At 42.6% G+C, this 16,629-nt stretch carries 18 protein-coding genes and 1 other RNA gene; 14 read left to right on the top strand and 5 right to left on the bottom strand.

The window, feature by feature from the left end; translation table 11 throughout:
* Window positions 1-67 precede the first annotated feature (67 nt).
* The 3 genes from CHI10_RS04020 (at window position 68) to CHI10_RS22850 (ending at window position 2,868) form a co-directional block, all read left to right on the top strand.
* A complete protein-coding gene (locus tag CHI10_RS04020; protein WP_095243043.1) occupies window positions 68-1,321 on the top strand; it encodes an ATP-binding protein in 1,254 nt (417 codons plus the stop codon).
* A 10-nt stretch (window positions 1,322-1,331) separates the two neighbouring features.
* The gene (locus tag CHI10_RS04015) at window positions 1,332-2,498 is read left to right on the top strand and encodes a TDT family transporter (RefSeq protein WP_286137095.1); all 1,167 of its coding nucleotides are present in this window, start codon (window positions 1,332-1,334) and stop codon (window positions 2,496-2,498) included.
* 277 nt (window positions 2,499-2,775) lie between these two features.
* Window positions 2,776-2,868 (top strand): putative holin-like toxin, encoded by a 93-nt coding sequence (locus CHI10_RS22850; protein ID WP_226618119.1) that lies wholly within the window; start codon window positions 2,776-2,778, stop codon window positions 2,866-2,868.
* Window positions 2,869-2,890: 22 nt separating this feature from the next.
* Here the strand turns inward: CHI10_RS22850 and CHI10_RS04010 are convergent, their stop codons facing one another.
* The 3 genes from CHI10_RS04010 to CHI10_RS04005 all read right to left on the bottom strand — a co-directional run bounded on the left by CHI10_RS04010 (window position 2,891) and on the right by CHI10_RS04005 (window position 3,708).
* Window positions 2,891-3,208 carry a redoxin domain-containing protein gene (locus CHI10_RS04010; RefSeq protein ID WP_353615960.1) on the bottom strand — a complete coding sequence of 106 codons (318 nt, stop codon included), beginning with the start codon at window positions 3,206-3,208 and terminating at the stop codon, window positions 2,891-2,893.
* Window positions 3,209-3,226: 18 nt separating this feature from the next.
* Window positions 3,227-3,385: a hypothetical protein gene (locus tag CHI10_RS22230; protein ID WP_179288948.1), complete on the bottom strand. Its 159-nt coding sequence runs from the start codon at window positions 3,383-3,385 to the stop codon at window positions 3,227-3,229.
* Between the two features lie 149 nt (window positions 3,386-3,534).
* A complete protein-coding gene (locus CHI10_RS04005) occupies window positions 3,535-3,708 on the bottom strand; it encodes an aspartyl-phosphate phosphatase Spo0E family protein (RefSeq protein WP_095243041.1) in 174 nt (57 codons plus the stop codon).
* A 446-nt stretch (window positions 3,709-4,154) separates the two neighbouring features.
* On the opposite strand from CHI10_RS04005, the gene CHI10_RS04000 reads away from it, so the two are divergent.
* The 6 genes from CHI10_RS04000 (at window position 4,155) to CHI10_RS03975 (ending at window position 10,489) form a co-directional block, all read left to right on the top strand.
* Window positions 4,155-5,417 (top strand): L-lactate MFS transporter, encoded by a 1,263-nt coding sequence (locus CHI10_RS04000; RefSeq protein WP_095243040.1) that lies wholly within the window; start codon window positions 4,155-4,157, stop codon window positions 5,415-5,417.
* A gap of 151 nt (window positions 5,418-5,568) precedes the next feature.
* The gene (locus CHI10_RS22225) at window positions 5,569-5,730 is read left to right on the top strand and encodes a hypothetical protein (RefSeq protein ID WP_179288947.1); all 162 of its coding nucleotides are present in this window, start codon (window positions 5,569-5,571) and stop codon (window positions 5,728-5,730) included.
* Window positions 5,731-5,826: 96 nt separating this feature from the next.
* Window positions 5,827-8,187, top strand: coding sequence for an FdhF/YdeP family oxidoreductase (locus tag CHI10_RS03995; protein WP_095243039.1), 2,361 nt, complete (start codon window positions 5,827-5,829; stop codon window positions 8,185-8,187).
* Window positions 8,188-8,338: 151 nt separating this feature from the next.
* The gene (locus CHI10_RS03990; protein ID WP_286137090.1) at window positions 8,339-9,130 is read left to right on the top strand and encodes a LysM peptidoglycan-binding domain-containing protein; all 792 of its coding nucleotides are present in this window, start codon (window positions 8,339-8,341) and stop codon (window positions 9,128-9,130) included.
* A gap of 361 nt (window positions 9,131-9,491) precedes the next feature.
* Window positions 9,492-9,687: non-coding RNA, 6S RNA (gene ssrS, locus CHI10_RS03980), on the top strand.
* Between the two features lie 91 nt (window positions 9,688-9,778).
* Window positions 9,779-10,489 (top strand): polysaccharide deacetylase family protein, encoded by a 711-nt coding sequence (locus tag CHI10_RS03975; RefSeq protein WP_095243038.1) that lies wholly within the window; start codon window positions 9,779-9,781, stop codon window positions 10,487-10,489.
* A gap of 16 nt (window positions 10,490-10,505) precedes the next feature.
* On the opposite strand, the gene CHI10_RS03970 is transcribed toward CHI10_RS03975, so the two are convergent.
* Window positions 10,506-10,781, bottom strand: a complete 276-nt coding sequence (locus CHI10_RS03970; protein WP_095243037.1) for a YqhV family protein — start codon at window positions 10,779-10,781, stop codon at window positions 10,506-10,508.
* A 345-nt stretch (window positions 10,782-11,126) separates the two neighbouring features.
* On the opposite strand from CHI10_RS03970, the gene CHI10_RS03965 reads away from it, so the two are divergent.
* Window positions 11,127-11,825 (top strand): class I SAM-dependent methyltransferase, encoded by a 699-nt coding sequence (locus CHI10_RS03965; RefSeq protein WP_095243036.1) that lies wholly within the window; start codon window positions 11,127-11,129, stop codon window positions 11,823-11,825.
* Between the two features lie 437 nt (window positions 11,826-12,262).
* On the opposite strand, the gene CHI10_RS03960 is transcribed toward CHI10_RS03965, so the two are convergent.
* A complete protein-coding gene (locus CHI10_RS03960; RefSeq protein ID WP_095243035.1) occupies window positions 12,263-12,994 on the bottom strand; it encodes a GntR family transcriptional regulator in 732 nt (243 codons plus the stop codon).
* Window positions 12,995-13,279: 285 nt separating this feature from the next.
* On the opposite strand from CHI10_RS03960, the gene CHI10_RS03955 reads away from it, so the two are divergent.
* Genes CHI10_RS03955 through CHI10_RS03940 form a run of 4 tightly spaced genes read left to right on the top strand, consistent with a single transcriptional unit; the run spans window position 13,280 to window position 16,584 of the window.
* Entirely contained in the window at window positions 13,280-13,585 is a 306-nt protein-coding gene (locus tag CHI10_RS03955; RefSeq protein WP_095243034.1) for a PTS sugar transporter subunit IIB, read from the top strand.
* A 2-nt stretch (window positions 13,586-13,587) separates the two neighbouring features.
* Window positions 13,588-14,922, top strand: a complete 1,335-nt coding sequence (locus tag CHI10_RS03950) for a PTS sugar transporter subunit IIC (RefSeq protein WP_095243033.1) — start codon at window positions 13,588-13,590, stop codon at window positions 14,920-14,922.
* A gap of 11 nt (window positions 14,923-14,933) precedes the next feature.
* A complete protein-coding gene (locus CHI10_RS03945; RefSeq protein WP_095243032.1) occupies window positions 14,934-15,248 on the top strand; it encodes a PTS sugar transporter subunit IIA in 315 nt (104 codons plus the stop codon).
* 13 nt (window positions 15,249-15,261) lie between these two features.
* Window positions 15,262-16,584, top strand: coding sequence for a 6-phospho-beta-glucosidase (locus CHI10_RS03940; RefSeq protein WP_095243031.1), 1,323 nt, complete (start codon window positions 15,262-15,264; stop codon window positions 16,582-16,584).
* Window positions 16,585-16,629 lie beyond the last annotated feature (45 nt).

Here is a 16,629-nt window from a genome sequence, read left to right as displayed (position 1 = left end):
AAAAAAATGATATCGCTTTCTTCACAATTGATGCTAAAATAATAGAAAAAACAAAAAAGAGGACTATATGTATAAACATACAGGTCAAATTTCACTTGTGCTTATTTCGGTTTTATTTACTTCCTATCAATCTATTATTTCGCATGAAAAGTTTCTTTCTTTTGACTTTTTTCTTTTTACAGGTATTGCCTGGTTTGTAGGCTGGCAGTTTGATAAAAACCGGTACTATGCAAAAAAAGCGCGGGCCAGCGAGGGAAGCTATAAAATGCTTCTGGAATCACTTCCGGTTTCCGTGCTCATACATAAGGACTATGTAATTTTATATGCAAACTCTGCAGCTGTCAGTGCCATGTCGAAATTAAATACTGATTCATTAGTTGGCCTATCGCTTCTTGATATTGTTGAATCTGACTATCAGGGCCGCTTACATGAACGATATCAACACATAAGTACAGAGAAGGAGCTTCTCAACAATACTGAATATATGATTAAACGCAGTGATGGAACCAGGAGTTATTTTGAAATTTCATCACTTTATGTGGAATTTGAAGGAAAAGAGGCCATCCTCTCGATCGGGACAGATATTTCTGATAAAAAAAAGGAACAGGAACAGCTTCTGCAAAAATCGGAAAAGCTGGCACTTCTAGGTCAGATGGCAGCCGGCATTGCACATGAAATCCGGAACCCGCTTACATCGATCAAAGGGTTTGTTCAGCTTTTCAAGTCCAGCAGCCAAAAAGAAGAGTATTTTGATATTGTGCTTTCGGAATTGGACCGCATTAATGGAATCGTTGGTGAATTTTTAGTGCTGGCCAAGCCGACTGCGAACATATTCGAAAAGCAAGACCTGACAAAATTAATCAGCGAAGTGATTCTCCTGAGCAATACCCAGTCTATTTTAAATAACGTGGAAATAAAGGTAGAAAATAAGGTTAATGCCCCAATGATTCATTGTGAGAGAAATCAATTGAAGCAAGTATTCCTCAATATTATTAAGAATGCGATTGAAGCCATGCCGGACGGAGGCCAATTAACGATTAAAATCATGAAAAAGACCGGCAATACAATTTCCGTTCAATTCATCGATCAAGGGGTTGGCATTTCAGACGACCGTATCCCAAGCCTTGGGGAACCCTTTTACACAACAAAGGAAAAAGGAACCGGTCTGGGTCTGATGATTTGCTATAAAATTATCGAAAACCATAATGGCCGCTTAACCATCGAAAGCAAAGTGGGGGAAGGCACGAAGATGGAGATTGAACTTCCATTTGAAGGGGTTAATTTAGAAGGCAATGAAAATAGAAAAACAGTTTTGACCTAGGGAGCTGGCAGTGCATATAACATGCGCTGCCTTTTTTTCGGCCGCAAAAGTGCCACTTGCATTGAATGTTATAATAATAGTAAATAAATTAAATACGGTGATTATAGTGTTATATTTCCTTTTACTTGGCTTTCTTTTTTTTGGGACTGTTTTATTTATCATACTTAAAAAAATTAATATCAATACGGCAGCCATGGCGGCTGTGATGGCGTTTGGCATTGTTACACAGGGCGTGCTGCTCAATTTCTTCGGGATGCCTTTCTATTTGGGAGGCTTCGGCAAGATTCTCAGCATAGCAGATTTAGCGTTATGGCTGGCTTTCCTTGTATCCATTGGGATGACCATTTTTAAAGGAGAGTTCAAGAGGCTGCATTACGCTAATCCCATTAATCGCTTTGGCATCGGAACGTGGGTAGCCGGCACTTCGATTTGCGGCATTATGTTCTTCAGGCAATTTGGTGCCGGTGCGGAAGCCCAGGCGCTCGCGATCCTGAATGCGGGCTTATGGTTAGTTTATATTTGGATCAGCATAAGAGGTTTCAAGGAGCTTAGAGCTGCACCTTTTGGCCGGCAGGCACATGGTGTTCTGCTGCTGACCACGGTAAGTACACAGTCACTTGTGCTCCTGTTCAATACTGTCTTTAACGAGGTGCCTGGCTTTTTGAATGCTTCTCTTATTTTGGCTGGATTTCTTCTTTATTTAATCAGTGCCTGGTTTATTCTGAAGCGGTATGCTGTGCGCGGGTGGAATTTAGCGAAGGATTGGAATAATACCAACTGCATTTTTCACGGAGCGTTATCGATCAGCGGGCTTGCTATGGTCAAATCGGGTATTGCTTCAGGTTCTGCTGCCATGTGGTTTTGGCTGGCTGTGTTCCTGGTCTTCATGATTGTAGAGGGTATTGAAATTATAAGGCTTGTTTGGCGCATTCGAATGTATGGCATAAAAGAGGGCATCTTCACCTACGACGTGACACAGTGGAGCCGGATCTTCACATTTGCAATGTTCTTTACGTTTACCTTTTTCATCGAGAGCCCTTTGCAGGCTATCATCCTGAATACAGGAATTTGGATTATTTTATTGTTATTGGGGATTGAAGTATTTTTAAGTGCTGGTTCATTAAGAAGGAAACATGTCCAGGTTCAGCCCGTTTTCAGAAAGGAAAGTTCGGTCTAAGTGCTGAACGCAAGTAAAATAGAGCTATATTCATATAAAACTTTCTTATACGCAAATAAATAGAGCTATACGAACGTAAATTCAAGTTATGCGCAAATAAATTTATTCCGAGTGACGGATCGTTCATAATTTCATAATAAAAGAGCCAGTTACATGCAAATTTGCAATGCAGCTGGCTCTTTTTAGGCCTTTTGAACGGATTTTCAATTAGGCACTCATCCTGAGTATAGGACAAGTTTGCTTCCGGGAAGGCTGAAGGTAAGGAGGCGATGTATAAATGGGTACCTTTGAAGTGTTGTCTTTGATGATCAGTTTCGGTATGTTTGTTATCGCCATGCTCCAGTTCACAGATAGAGACAGGAATTCATGAACACGCTCACAGGCGTGTTTTTTTAATTGGAGAGTTCCTTTTTTAGATCCTCTGCAGTTGTATCAATTTCTTCTCCCCAATGGTCATTGACCTTGTTGAACACGATCTCGCCTTTCGTATTCATTACAGCATAGCCCCTGTAGGCAGTATCGCCATTTTTCATGCCGGCCTGTTCGATGAGCTTCATTTCCGGATCAGAAATAAACGGGAGGCTTTTCCCCATCTTTTCTTCCAGAGCCTGATAAAGCTCTAGCTGCTGCTCAGGCTGATCATTGCTGACGATATACATATTGGCATCCAGATCTTCTAATTTATCCATATTCTCATGCAGCTCGACCAGCTGCTGCTGACAGAGTCCTCAGGTGTATGTTGTGATAAAGAAGAAGACAGAGGGCTTGTCCTGCGGGAAGGCAACTTCATTGCCGCTTTGATCTTTTAACGCAATCGCTTGATCTTTGCCGCAGGCTGTCAGAACAAGAAGGACGATTGCTAATAGAATCATGAATTTTTTCTTCATATGATCTCCATTTCCTTTTAGTTATTATCTTATCATTATGGCGCTCTTTTTCGTTTTTCTCAATAAAAATGCACGATTGAGCGGTTAATCAAAAAACAAACACACTCCTTTTTAAAAGAGTGTGCGTTTCTTAATTATGGAGGGTTGTTCTAATGGATGAGCTTGCTTCGCTGCACTTTATAGATGAGCTTATCGAGCTCCTCTGAGTACATGAGCGTATCAGGGTGTGACAATCCCTTGTTTTTTCCAACAGAAATCATCTTTTTGCGCAGGACATCGATGTCATTGTGAAGTTTTTTTATAGCAGTCGAAGGTGTGGTCATTGATTCGGCTCCTAATCCGGGGATGAAATAATATATTCTATTATCGACAAATTAACTGGCAAATAAACAGATTCGACAAAACTTATAAAAAGATTACAAGTTTCTACAACGCTTGCGATGTAAATCTATTAAACAATATGTCACTGATGAAAAATTGCTAAAAAAGGCTTGAAGAAGCTTTTTTAAAGTGATATGATTTTTAATAGTTCAAAAATCTGTCACATTTTGATTTGAGATAGCGAACCTGTCGTCGGTTAAAATGCCATCAGATTCTATTAGATTAACAGTTGGTCCTTTAAGCAGCGCATCCTGCTTGATACTAACCGTCAATCCTTCTTCAGCATACCCCAATATGGGAATGCCGGAGAGATTGGCGGTTTTTTTGTTTCAGGAAATTATCCTGAAACCGCTTTAAAATGGTTTGAGCATTACGAGGGGGAAAAAGAGTGAAAAAGACAAAAAATCGGTGGCTGATTGCCGCCTCGGCCGTAGGGATTCATATCTCCATCGGTTCGGTTTACGCCTGGAGCAACTTTACCAATCCATTGATTGACCAGTTTGGCTGGACATCAAAGGAAGTACAGCTGACTTTCAGTTTGGCGATTCTATTTCTGGGATTGTCAGCAGCATTTCTTGGCCACTTTGTTGAAAAGCACGGCCCAAAAAAGGCTGGTCTACTGGCAGCAGGATTTTTCGGTGCGGGCATGCTTGGAGCCGGATTGGCCGTAAATATGGGATCCTTGCCATTTTTGTACATAACTTACGGGGTACTGGGGGGAATTGGTTTGGGAGTCGGCTATATTGCTCCGGTATCCACACTGGTAAAATGGTTCCCTGACCGCCGCGGATTTGCAACAGGTCTTGCCATCATGGGATTTGGCTTTGCTGCAGCGGTAGCGAGTCCGGTTATGGATGGATTAATTAAATCTGTTGGTACAGCAAACACATTCTTTATTTTAGGTGCTGCCTACTTGATCATTATGACATTATCATCTTTATATCTAGAAAAACCGCCTGAAGGCTGGGCACCTGAAGGCATGAAGGAAAAAGCTGCAGCCGGAAAAATCAAAATTAAACAGGATTTAGCACAGTTAACGGCGAATGAAGCAGTAAAGACAACCCGATTCTATTATTTATGGTTCATGCTGTTCATTAATGTAACGTGCGGAATTGCAATTTTGTCTGCTGCAAAGCCGCTGGCACAGGAAAGCATAGGCCTGACAACGGCAGAAGCAGCTACGCTTGTCGGAGTGCTTGGCATCTTTAATGGACTTGGCCGTCTGGCATGGGCATCCATTTCTGATTATATTGGCCGCCCGAACACGTATACGATTTTCTTCGTATCACAGATCGCCCTATTCCTTTTGCTGCCGATCACAAAAGAAGCGATTCTATTCCAGATTATGCTTGCTGTTGTGTACACCATGTATGGCGGAGGATTCTCATCCATCCCGGCATTTATCGGCGACGTTTTTGGAACAAAGCAGCTTGGCGCCATTCATGGCTACATCCTTACAGCATGGGCAGCAGCAGGTCTTGCAGGCCCAATGTTTGCAGCATGGATGAAGGATTCAACTGGAAGCTATGCTTCAAGTCTGACAAGCTTTGCCGGACTTTTTGTAGTGGCACTCATTGTGTCAATCCTGATCCGTTTTGATATGAAAAAATTGCGCAGGCAAAATGAAGCAAATGAGCGTTTGGCAAGTTAAATTTTATAAAAACAGTATTCAAGATAGATAGTGTCTAGCTCCAGCGCCTAGCCCCTCGGGTCATAAGCCAAATCACTTCAGAAATCAGGACAAGGAAAGCTTCGTCAGCGATACATCGCCCGACCAAAGCTTGCTTTGGGAGGTTTCCTGCGTGATTCGTCTTATGCCTGTCGGGGCTGAGCAAGGCGCTTCCGCTTTTCTATTGGTATGGCACTTGGCAGCGACCCTGCTAAAGACTAACCGCCGCAGAAATCAGCATCTAGAAGTAGAGGCTTTTTGCGGCGGTTTTTTATCAGAAACGGCAAGTTTATAACATTTGCCTATATACATTAATAAAAAGCAACTTAACCATTGAGAATTAAGAGATTCACGATCTCTATTAAATAGAAAAAACAAAGGAGTGTTTCAGGTGGGAAAAACAAAACATCCAGGACCTCAGAATAAAAAGGCCATGCCGGATCCAAAGCATTGGGTGAGTCCGATTCCATTCGGTCTTGGCAAAATCAAGCCAAAGCATATGAGGGATACAGCAAAAATTCTTTGGGAAAACAAAGATAATATCGGCTATGCCACAAATATACTTACAAAAGGTGTCTGTGACGGCTGTGCGCTTGGCGTTTCCGGTCTTTATGACCAGACGCTTAAAGGGCCTCACGTGTGCACAACACGTTTAAATGTCCTTCGTTTAAACACGGCCGGTGCGATTAAACCGGACATCTTGCATGCTGATATCGATGAGCTGCGCAAATATGACAGCACGGAGCTTCGTAAATTGGGCCGCATTCCATATCCGATGATCCGCAGAAAAGGCGAGCGCAAATTCTCCCGGATCACCTGGGATGATGCGATGAACATGATCGCTGAAAAAATGAAGGTTCTTGATCCGAAGCAATATGCTTTTTACCTGACTAGCCGCGGAATTACGAATGAATCGTATTATGTGGCCGGCAAAGTTGCACGTTTCCTGGGAACGAACCACATTGATAATGCGAGCCGTATTTGCCATTCGCCTTCTAAAACCGCTTTAAAGCGTTCCATTGGGGTAGGAGCTTCCACAGCCAATTACCTGGACTGGATCGGAACAGATGTCCTGTTATTCTGGGGAAGCGTGGCTTCGAACAGCTCGCCTGTATCATCCAAATATATGCTTGAAGCGAAAAAGAACGGCACAAAAATTATCGTCGTTAATCCATATAAAGAGCCTGCGATGGACAAATACTGGATTCCTTCAAACCCTGAATCTGCTTTATTCGGCACAAAAATCGCAGATGACTTTTATCAGGTCAACATCGGCGGAGACATTGCCTTTATGCACGGCATCATGAAGCATTGGTTTGACATGGAGAAAGCAGAGCGCGGTTCTGCCGTCAACCATAACTTTGTGAATGAGCATGTGAATGGCTACGAGGATTTGAAAAAGAAAGTGAAAGAGCAGTCATGGGAAGAGATTATTAAATCTTCCGGTGTAACGAAAGAGCGTATCATTGAGCTTGCTGAACTGCTTGCGAACAGCAAAAACGCAGTCTATGCCTGGGCTCTTGGCCTGACCATGCACTCCTTTGCCACAGATAATATCTCACAGGTAGCGAATCTTGCGCTGCTTCGCGGCCATTTGGGCCGAAAGCATAATGGCTTAATGCCTTTCCGCGGCCATTCATCTGTACAGGGAAGCGGTGAAATGGGTGCCGATCCATTTGTATTGCCTGGCGGAGATTTTTATGGTGACACTTTTGACCGCATTCAAAATCTTTGGGGCTTTGAGCTTGAGAAATGGCAGGGCGATATTGTCGGTGTGACATTGGAAAATATCCTGCTGCCTGAAGACCATGAACGAAAAATCAAGCTTTACTATCTATCAGGTGGCAACTTCCTTGAGACCATGCCGGATCCTGATTTTATCGAAAAAGCTCTTTCTGAACTGGATATCCGTGTTCACCAGGATATCATCTTAAATACTTCTACCCTGGTTGATGCAAAAGAAGCGGTCATCGTGCTGCCTGCCAAAACAAGGTACGAGCAGGAGGGCGGCGGTACCTCCACTTCAACGGAGAGAATGGTGTACTTCAGTCCTGAAATTGAAGGAAATAAAAATAAAATTGCAGAGGCGCGCGAAGAGTGGAAAATTTATATTGATCTGGCGAAGCGCGTAAAGCCTGAAACGGCCCATCTGGTTGATTTTAAAGATGCACAGGAAATCCGGGATGAAATTGCTGTAGCGAATCCTAATTATGATGGCATCCAGCATCTGAAAAAAGCAGGGGATGTCTTCCAATGGGGCGGAGCATGGCTTTGCGAGGACGGCATTTGCCCGACTCCGGATGGAAAAGGCACACTCGTTACCGTTGATATTCCAGACCTCGGCAAAAAAGAAGGCCAGTTCATCGTCACATCACGCCGCGGCAAGCAGTTCAATTCCATGGTCTACAAAGAAGTGGACCCTCTGAATGGCGCCGGACGATACGATGTATTAATGAACGCAGAAGATGGAAAAGACTTAAGCATTGCAGAGGGTGAAGGGATCGTCCTTTACAACGGATTCGGTGTCTTCCAGGGAAGAGCCAAATTCGTCGACATCGCCCGTGGCAACGTTGAAGTCCACTTCCCGGAAGGAAACTTCCTGTTGCCAAGAGGCCGCTATGAAAAATTCGCGGGCATCCCTGACTACAACATCACGGTTACCCTCGAAAAAGCGGACCGCTACAATGCCCGCAAAGACGTGGAATATAACGAAAAACACATCGCTGAAGATGAAATTGATGCACCAGCATAAAAGGAGGGAGATGGCTTTTGGGGCCATCTCTCTTTTGTTTGGAAATGGAATTGAAAAAACGATAGCAGCCATGCTGCCCAATTTCTAAAATAGGCTCGTCCCTCTGCGACATCCATTATTTCCCTACGTCATATATAGTGAGGTGAATTTAATGAAGAAAATCAAACAGGCAATTGCAGCAGGAGTCTTATCTCTGGCAGTTATTTTTTCAGGGGGATCAGTTTTAGCGGACCACAGCGGCGATAAAGAAATAGCTGTGGTCAAAAAAGGGGATACTTTATATTCCCTGTCTAAGAAGCATCATCTGAGTGTGACGCAGATTAAGGAGCTGAATGATTTAACAGGTACGACCATCTATCCCGGTCAGCGTCTCATTCTATCCGGAGAGGAGGCTTTATATCATAAGATTATTGCCGGTTCTTTCAGCAAAAAAGAGAATGCGGAAAAGCGGGCAGACTTGCTGGAGGAAAAACAAATTCCAGCGGCAATTACCACGGCTGTCATTGATGACAAAACATATTACCGTGTGCAGGCAGGTGCTTTTAAGGACAGGAGGAATGCTGTGAAGCAGCTGGAGGCAGTCAAAAAAGCAGGAATTAAAGATGCCTTCATTCTTTCCAGCGGTGAGCTTCATATTTTTGGCTTAAAGCCTGGAGATGACTATGATGATATCTTAGCGAGAATGGGCAAGCCAAAAAAGACTGAGACTCAGCTCAATATTAAAAGCCTTTACTACCAGGCTGATGGTGCCGGTGTAAGAGCAACCTTAAATATGAAGGATGGTTCAATTGGCAGCCTTTCTGTATATCCGGAATATTTAAGCCCGCGTCTGTTCCCTGCTCTTCCCTTTACTAAGGCAGAAGCAGTTAAATTGTATGGCGAAGCTAACAAAACAGAAACGGTGACTTGTTACGAATCAGCTAAGTGTGAAGAGTTAACCTAACAGCTTGATGATTTTGAACTCAAAGTCCGGATTGATAGGGATCAAGCAACTGTTCAGTTTTTGGAAATAACCTATCGTTAAAACTGACGCGGCGGCTTTAAACCCCGGCTTCAATTAGTGTTTTGGAGCTGGGGTTCTTTGCTTTTCCGAAGATTTACTGATTACACACATTATTCCGTGCGTCACCAGGAAGGTTGCCAATATCGATATGAAGCTATAATAGGAATTCAATGATTTCTTATATCTAGGAAAAAAATAATATAGTTAAATAGTACACTGACATCAAACGTTTTACATAGATTAATCGGGGACAGGAAGAAACTTCTATTGAAACACCCAGCAAATTATATTATTATAATAAAACAAGCTGCATTGTACGTAATCTTACTAAAGTTTTAACCTTTAAGCTGAAATAGGGAGTTTAACATCGGAACAGGAATGACAAGCCTCCGTCTATATGACAAGGAGGACAGACAGGAATGTTTCTGCGAACACCCACTTTGAGGAGTGGTGGTTTAAAACTTTCTTATACCAGTTACGGCAAAAGCGGCTACATACTTATGTTATCAAACCAGTTTCCAATCGGGGGCTGGTTTTTTTACGTATTTAAATTATAATTACTCTGTAACTAAAGCATCAGGAGGAAAAATGAAAAAACTGCTTAAAATTATTTTATGGATTATCTTGCTATTAGGAATTGCCTTTTTGCTCTTTGAAGTATCGAAGTCCAGGAACTTTCAGTTTTTCGGCGGCCTTGTTAATAAAGCAGAAACAGAGGACAAAGTTGTAGCCATGACTTTTGATGATGGACCTGACGTTAATACCGATGAAATCTTAACAATTTTACGGGAAGAGGATGTTAAAGCCACTTTCTATTTAACAGGAAAAGAGATTGAACATCATATGGAAGATGCGAAAAAAATTGTGGGAGAAGGGCATGAAATCGGCAATCATTCCTACTCTCATTCACGTATGGTATTAAAATCTCCCACTTTTATCAAAGAAGAAATTGAGAAAACAGATGATTTAATCAGGCAGACAGGCTATAAAGGAGAAATTCATTTTCGCCCTCCATACGGGAAAAAGTTATTTCTCCTGCCTTACTACTTGTCTAAACAGGAGCGAAAAACGGTTTTGTGGAATATCGAGCCTGAAAGTTTTCCGGACATAGAAGGGGATGCAGATAAAATCACGGAGTATGTAGCGGAAAATATAGAACCAGGCTCCATCATTCTTCTTCATGTCATGTATGAAAGCCGGGATGAGTCTCTGAAATCTGTTAAGAAAATAATTGCTTCATTAAAAGAGCAAGGATACCAAATGACCACCGTTTCGGACTTGCTGAAACATCAAAAATAGAGCTGTCTATGCAGCTCTATCTCCCTTTAACCCCATACAGAATGCAGCCAACCCCGCAAATCACCCACAGGATCTTGCTTAATGAAACTTTATCAGCCATTCCGGTCAATCCAATGACTGTCGTCAGGAGAAGCACAGGCGGTCCAATAAGGGCCAGTGAACTATTCATAATCAAGGCTTTTTCGATATCATTCATTTTTAAGATTAATAGTGCCACAAAAATTTCAATGCTTCCGGAAATAAGGCGCAGAATGGCCATACCGAGAATCGCTTTATCAAGAAACAAAAACATGACGTACCTCCTAAACCTTCTTGTCGTCATTATATGAGAGCTGACCGAAATGAAGGACAAGTTTTCAAAAGAATATATTTCTTAAGTGTTACAAATATTACAAAAAGCAATGAATGGATGTTTATCCAGAGCCCCTAGGATGCGTCTGGAAGTAATTCTCTTTGCTTTAAGACTTTAGTATTTCTTATACTATAAAACTTAAAAATACCCCTTTTTCAGGAATCCCAGATGGAAGAATAATGCAAAATATACCTAGAGCTTTTACTTAAATAATCTATTCTTAACGCTGCTGTAATCCTTTCCCATTAGGGTTTAAGTAAAATAAAAGAAAGGGGGAGGATGGCTATGGAAAAAGCTATTTTAAGTCATAATGACTTATTGGAAATGCTGGATGGATTGTTAAGAGAACCAAAAATATTCTGGGAAAACTTCTACGAAGACCGGGACAAAGAGATTCCATTTTTCAAAGTAAAAGGACCGGATGAAAATCTTTTTGAGTATATGCAAAATGGCCTGCACGCGGGGAAGGTGATGGAAATTGGATGCGGCCCTGGAAGGAATGCCATATTTCTGGCAAATAATGGGGTACAAGTGGATGCCATCGATTTTTCCGAAAGGGCGATCAAATGGGCAGGTGAAAGAGCAAATCAAGCACAGGTGGAAATTAATTTTGAATGTATATCTCTATTCGACTTTCATTTTGAACCTCAAAGCTATGATTTTATTTATGACAGCGGCATGTTTCATCACCTTCCGCCGCATAGAAGGCTTACATACCTGGAAATAATCAAAGCTGCACTAAAGCCTGGAGGAAAATTTGGGCTGGTATGCTTTAATCCGGATGGAGCACTTCCCACGCCGGACTGGGAGGTGTATCGCATTGGCAGCCTAAAGGGAGGCATCGGATATACGGAAGAACGATTGAAAGAGATCTTTCAAGATGACTTCCATTTTCTGAAGCTTAGAACGATGAAAAAAATGCAGCAGCCCAATGATCTATTTGGGGAAGATTTTTTATGGGCGTGTTTGATGAGCTTAAAATAAATTCAGGAGGACAACATGACCAGGAAAGTGACTGTTACCCGCTATAATCCTGATTGGGAATTCAGATTTCAAAGGGAGGCAGAGTCAGAACCTGGATCAACTTCAACACACAAAAAGTAGAAATCCCTGTCATACAGTCAGAACCCGGGCCAACTTCTGACACAAAAAGCGGAAATCGCGCTGCTAGAGTCAGAACCTGGGCCAACTTCAGACACAAAAAGCAGAAACCGCGCTGCTAGAGTCAGAACCTGGGTCACCTTCTGACACAAAAAAGAGATAACACGCCCGCAGAGTCAGAACCTGGATCAACTTCGGACACAAAAAGCAGAAATCCCTGTCATACAGTCAGAACCCGGTCCAACTTCGGACACAAAAAGTGGAAATCCTGGAGACTGAGTCAGAACCTCCAAAATCGGCTGGCATTTTCAGTCCATCTATTATTCATAATTCCGTTCAATAATAAAATGAGCATAATCCCCGCGGAACATCGTTTTGGAATACTCGATTAAGCTTCCGTCCTCAATATGGGCATAGGTCTCAAGAGAGAAACACGGTGTTTCAGGTTTGATATTCAGCAGTTCACTAATTTCTTCTTCGGGGTACCCGATTTCTAAATGCTCCACTGTCTTTTTGATATTTAAACTGTATTGTGTCTGCAGTAAATGGTATAAGGATTTTTCACAGGCCTCCCGATTTAAGCTGGGGGTCTTTTTCCATGGCAGGAAGGCTTTTTCATATTGAAGGGGCTCTTCATCTGCGTACCTGATCCGTTCGAGAACATTAACCGGATCACCTTCTGACAGGTCAAAGACATCTGCTAAGAAGGAATCGGCAGGGATGACTTCCAGGTTTATGACTTTTATGAGCGGATTCTTTCCCTGCATTGCCATTTGCTTTGAAAAGTTTTCAACTGTAGAAGTCAGGCGCTGCTTTACTTTATTGCTTGATACAAATGTGCCTCTGCCTTGCTGGCGGTAAATATGGCCTTCTGTGCTCAGCTGCTGGAGTGCTGTTCTAATAGTTGTCCGGCTGACTCCGTATTTTTCACAAAACTCCGCTTCTGTCGGCAATTTGGTATCCGGTTTGTATTCTCCGTTTCTGATAAGTTCCAAAATGCTATCTTTAACCTTTAAGTGCAGGGCACTTTCCTCGGTGAAACCGTCTTTCATACCCGTTCCTCCTACTCTGTTCTTCTATCTATTATTCCATAGAACATATTGTCATATCAATTATAAAATTATTTGTAATAACAAATTTTAAAAATGTATTGAAAAATAAAATATTTGTAATTACAATTAATTTCAAGCATAAGGTATTCAAAGGAGGTGATGACTCAAAAAAGGAATATATTTGATTTAAATTGACTGAATTATCTGCTTTTATTGATTGTACTATTAGGTTAAGCAATTATTTTATTTATTTGAACTCGCTCACAGAGAAAAAGGGGGGTAATCATGAATATTTTATTATGCTGTTCGGCTGGAATGTCTACAAGTCTCCTGGTGACAAAAATGGAGGCAAGTGCTAAAAGCCAGGGTATCGACTGTAAAATTTGGGCTGTTGGCAACGGGGAGGTTCGAAGGCATATTGATTCTGCAGATGTATTGCTGCTGGGACCGCAGATTCGGTTTATGACCGAGCAATTAAAGAAGGAAGCAGGAGGCCGAATTCCTGTAGCTCCCATAAATCCGATGCATTATGGCTTATGCAATGGCGAGGAAGTATTAAAGCAAGCTATTTCATTAATAAAGGGTGAATAGTGATGATGACGTTTATTGAGAAATATATCATGCCTTATGCTATGAAATTCGGCAATAACAGGCATTTGCTTGCTATCCGGGATGCTTTGATCGGGATGATCGCCATCACAATGGTAGGATCATTTGCTGTTCTGTTTAATAATTTGGGGGAAATCATTAAGCCATACGGCAGACTCATGGAAAGTATTTTCGGCGAATCCTGGAAAACACTTGGCGGAGATATCTGGTGGGGTACCTTTGCCTTCTTAACCATATTCGCCGTGTTTGGCATTTCCCACAGGCTTGCCAAATCGTATGGGGATGATGGATTCGAAGCAATGCTGGTTGCCGCAGCCTGTTTCTTCCTCTTAGTTCCTCAGGTAGGCCAGGTGCCGGAAACAGAAGGTGTCTGGGGGTTCATTGGCTATGGATATTTTAATGCTACAGCTCTATTTACCGGGATTGTAGTAGCTCTTCTTGCAACTGAATTATTTATCCGTCTTACAAAGGTGAAAGCCTTTATTATCAAACTTCCGGATGGAGTTCCTCCTGCCGTTTCAGGGGCTTTTGCCAAACTGGTGCCGGGCATGCTGACGATTTTCGTATTTGGAGTGGCTGGTCTTCTGTTCAGAAAAATGACAGATGGGGAATTTTTGAATGACTGGCTGAATACAACACTTGTAGCACCATTGACAAATGCTGCCGATTCACTGCCATTTGCGATCCTTATTGTCTTTCTTGTCCATGGTTTTTGGTCGGTTGGACTTCATGGTCCTAACATTCTTGGTGGTGTTACAACCCCTCTGTTTACATCTCTCGGAACAAAAAATACCGATTTATATGCTCAGGGAGTGACGGATCTGGATCAGTATGCCATTATGGCAGGCCCATTTCTGGATGCCTTTGTCTATCTGGGCGGCTCAGGAGCAACTCTTGGACTTATCATTTCCATGTTTATTGCAGGACGTAAGCGGCATAAGCAGCTGCTTGCATTAGGAACGCCGCCTGGAATTTTTCAAATCAATGAACCATTATTATTCGGACTTCCAATTGTGTTAAATCCAATCTGGCTGATTCCGTTTGTTTCAGCACCAGTCATCATGACGGTTGTGGCGTATCTGGCCATTAAATGGGGCCTGGTTTATCCGGTCGTAGTGGCAAGCATCCCTTGGGTAACACCGGCAGGAATTGGAGGCTACCTTGCGACAGGAGGACATGTCTCCGGTGCAGTGCTGGCACTTGTAAATTTAACGATTTCTATTGTGATTTATCTTCCATTTGTCTATATAACAGGAAAATTGGATGAAAAGAAGAAGAAGCAGGTGCAGCCGGAACAGTCACCAACAATTCAAGGTTAGGCGGGTTATAAATGGATAAAGAAAAGCTCTATCAAATCTCATTTCAGCTTATTCTGCACAGCGGGAATGCCCGAAGTCTTGCCATGGAATCCATCCGGGAAGCAAAGTCAGGCAAGTTCGAAGCCGCTGAAGTTAAAATCCGGGAAGCCGAGGAGGAGTTTGTGCTGGCACACAGACATCAAACGGAGTTAATTCAGGGAGAGGCTTCCGGGGCTCAATTCGATCTGCCCATCATTCTTGTCCATGCCCAGGATCATTTGATGAATGCATTGACTGTCAAAGATATGGCACAGGAATTCATCGACTTATACAAGAAATTAGACTAAGAGAGGTAACAGAATGGCACAGCAACCAGAAGGTATTAAAATAGCCGTGATAGGCGGAGGTTCAAGCTATACACCTGAATTAATCGAGGGCTTTATCAAAAGACAGCAGGAATTGCCTGTCAGGAAAATTTGGCTAGTGGATGTGGAGGAAGGACGAAATAAGCTGGAGATTGTCGGCCAATTGGCAAAGCGAATGGTAGAAAAAGCCGGAGTTCCTATTCAGATTCACCTCACTTTAAATAGGAAAGAAGCGCTTGAAAATGCCGATTTTGTTACAACCCAATTTCGTGTCGGTCTTCTGGATGCAAGAGCGAAAGACGAGAGAATTCCGCTGAAATATGGAGTCCTGGGCCAGGAAACCAATGGCCCGGGAGGATTTTTCAAGGCACTCAGAACCATTCCCGTCATAATGGAGATCTGCCGTGAAATGGAAGTATTGTGCCCTAATGCATGGCTCATCAATTTTACCAATCCCGCAGGAATCATTACAGAAGCAGTATTGCGATACAGCAATATCATAAAAATAGTTGGTTTATGCAATGTGCCTATTGGGATGGAGATGGGGGCAGCTCAGTTATTGAATGTGGATCACAGCAGAGTAAGGATCGATTTTGCAGGACTCAATCACCTGGTCTACGGCCTTGATGTTTATGTCGATGGAGTAAGCGTCAAGGATGAGCTGTTGAAGAAGCTTACAGACAAGGAAAAATCGATCACAATGAAAAACATCCATGCGATGGGATGGGAGCCGGAATTCCTGCAGGCCTTAAATGTGCTTCCATGTCCTTACCATAATTATTATTATAAGACGCGCGAAATGGTAGAAGAAGAAATCAATGCCGCATCAGAAGGCGGAACCCGGGCTGAAGTGGTTAAAAAGCTGGAGGAAGAGCTATTCCAGTTATATCAAAATCCCAACCTTGCTGAAAAGCCTCCCCAGCTTGAAAAAAGGGGAGGGGCTTATTACAGTGATGCAGCATGCAGACTCATTCACTCGATTTATACAGATAAAAGGGATATACAGCCGGTTAACACCCGGAATAATGGTGCTATTGCTGGCCTTCCGTCAGATTCAGCCGTGGAAGTCAGCTGTATTATAACGAAAGACGGACCTAAGCCAATAGCGGTTGGGGAACTTCCAGTAGCAGTCAGAGGGCTGGTTCAATCCATTAAATCCTTTGAAAGGCTGACCATAGAAGCGGCCCTTACAGGTGATTACAATACTGCATTACTGGCACTGACAATCAATCCACTGGTGGGTTCAGACGTGATAGCGAAAAAAATTCTTGATGAAATGCTCGAAGCCCATCGTTCCTATTTGCCGCAATTTCAATAAAATTTGCAGGGCAGCATTATTTTCATGCTGCCTTGTTGTTTAGTA

Origin of the sequence: Bacillus sp. 7894-2, assembly GCF_002272225.1 — a bacterium.
Lineage (GTDB): Bacteria > Bacillota > Bacilli > Bacillales > Cytobacillaceae > Cytobacillus.
This window is presented reverse-complemented; position numbering and strand designations above follow the sequence as displayed.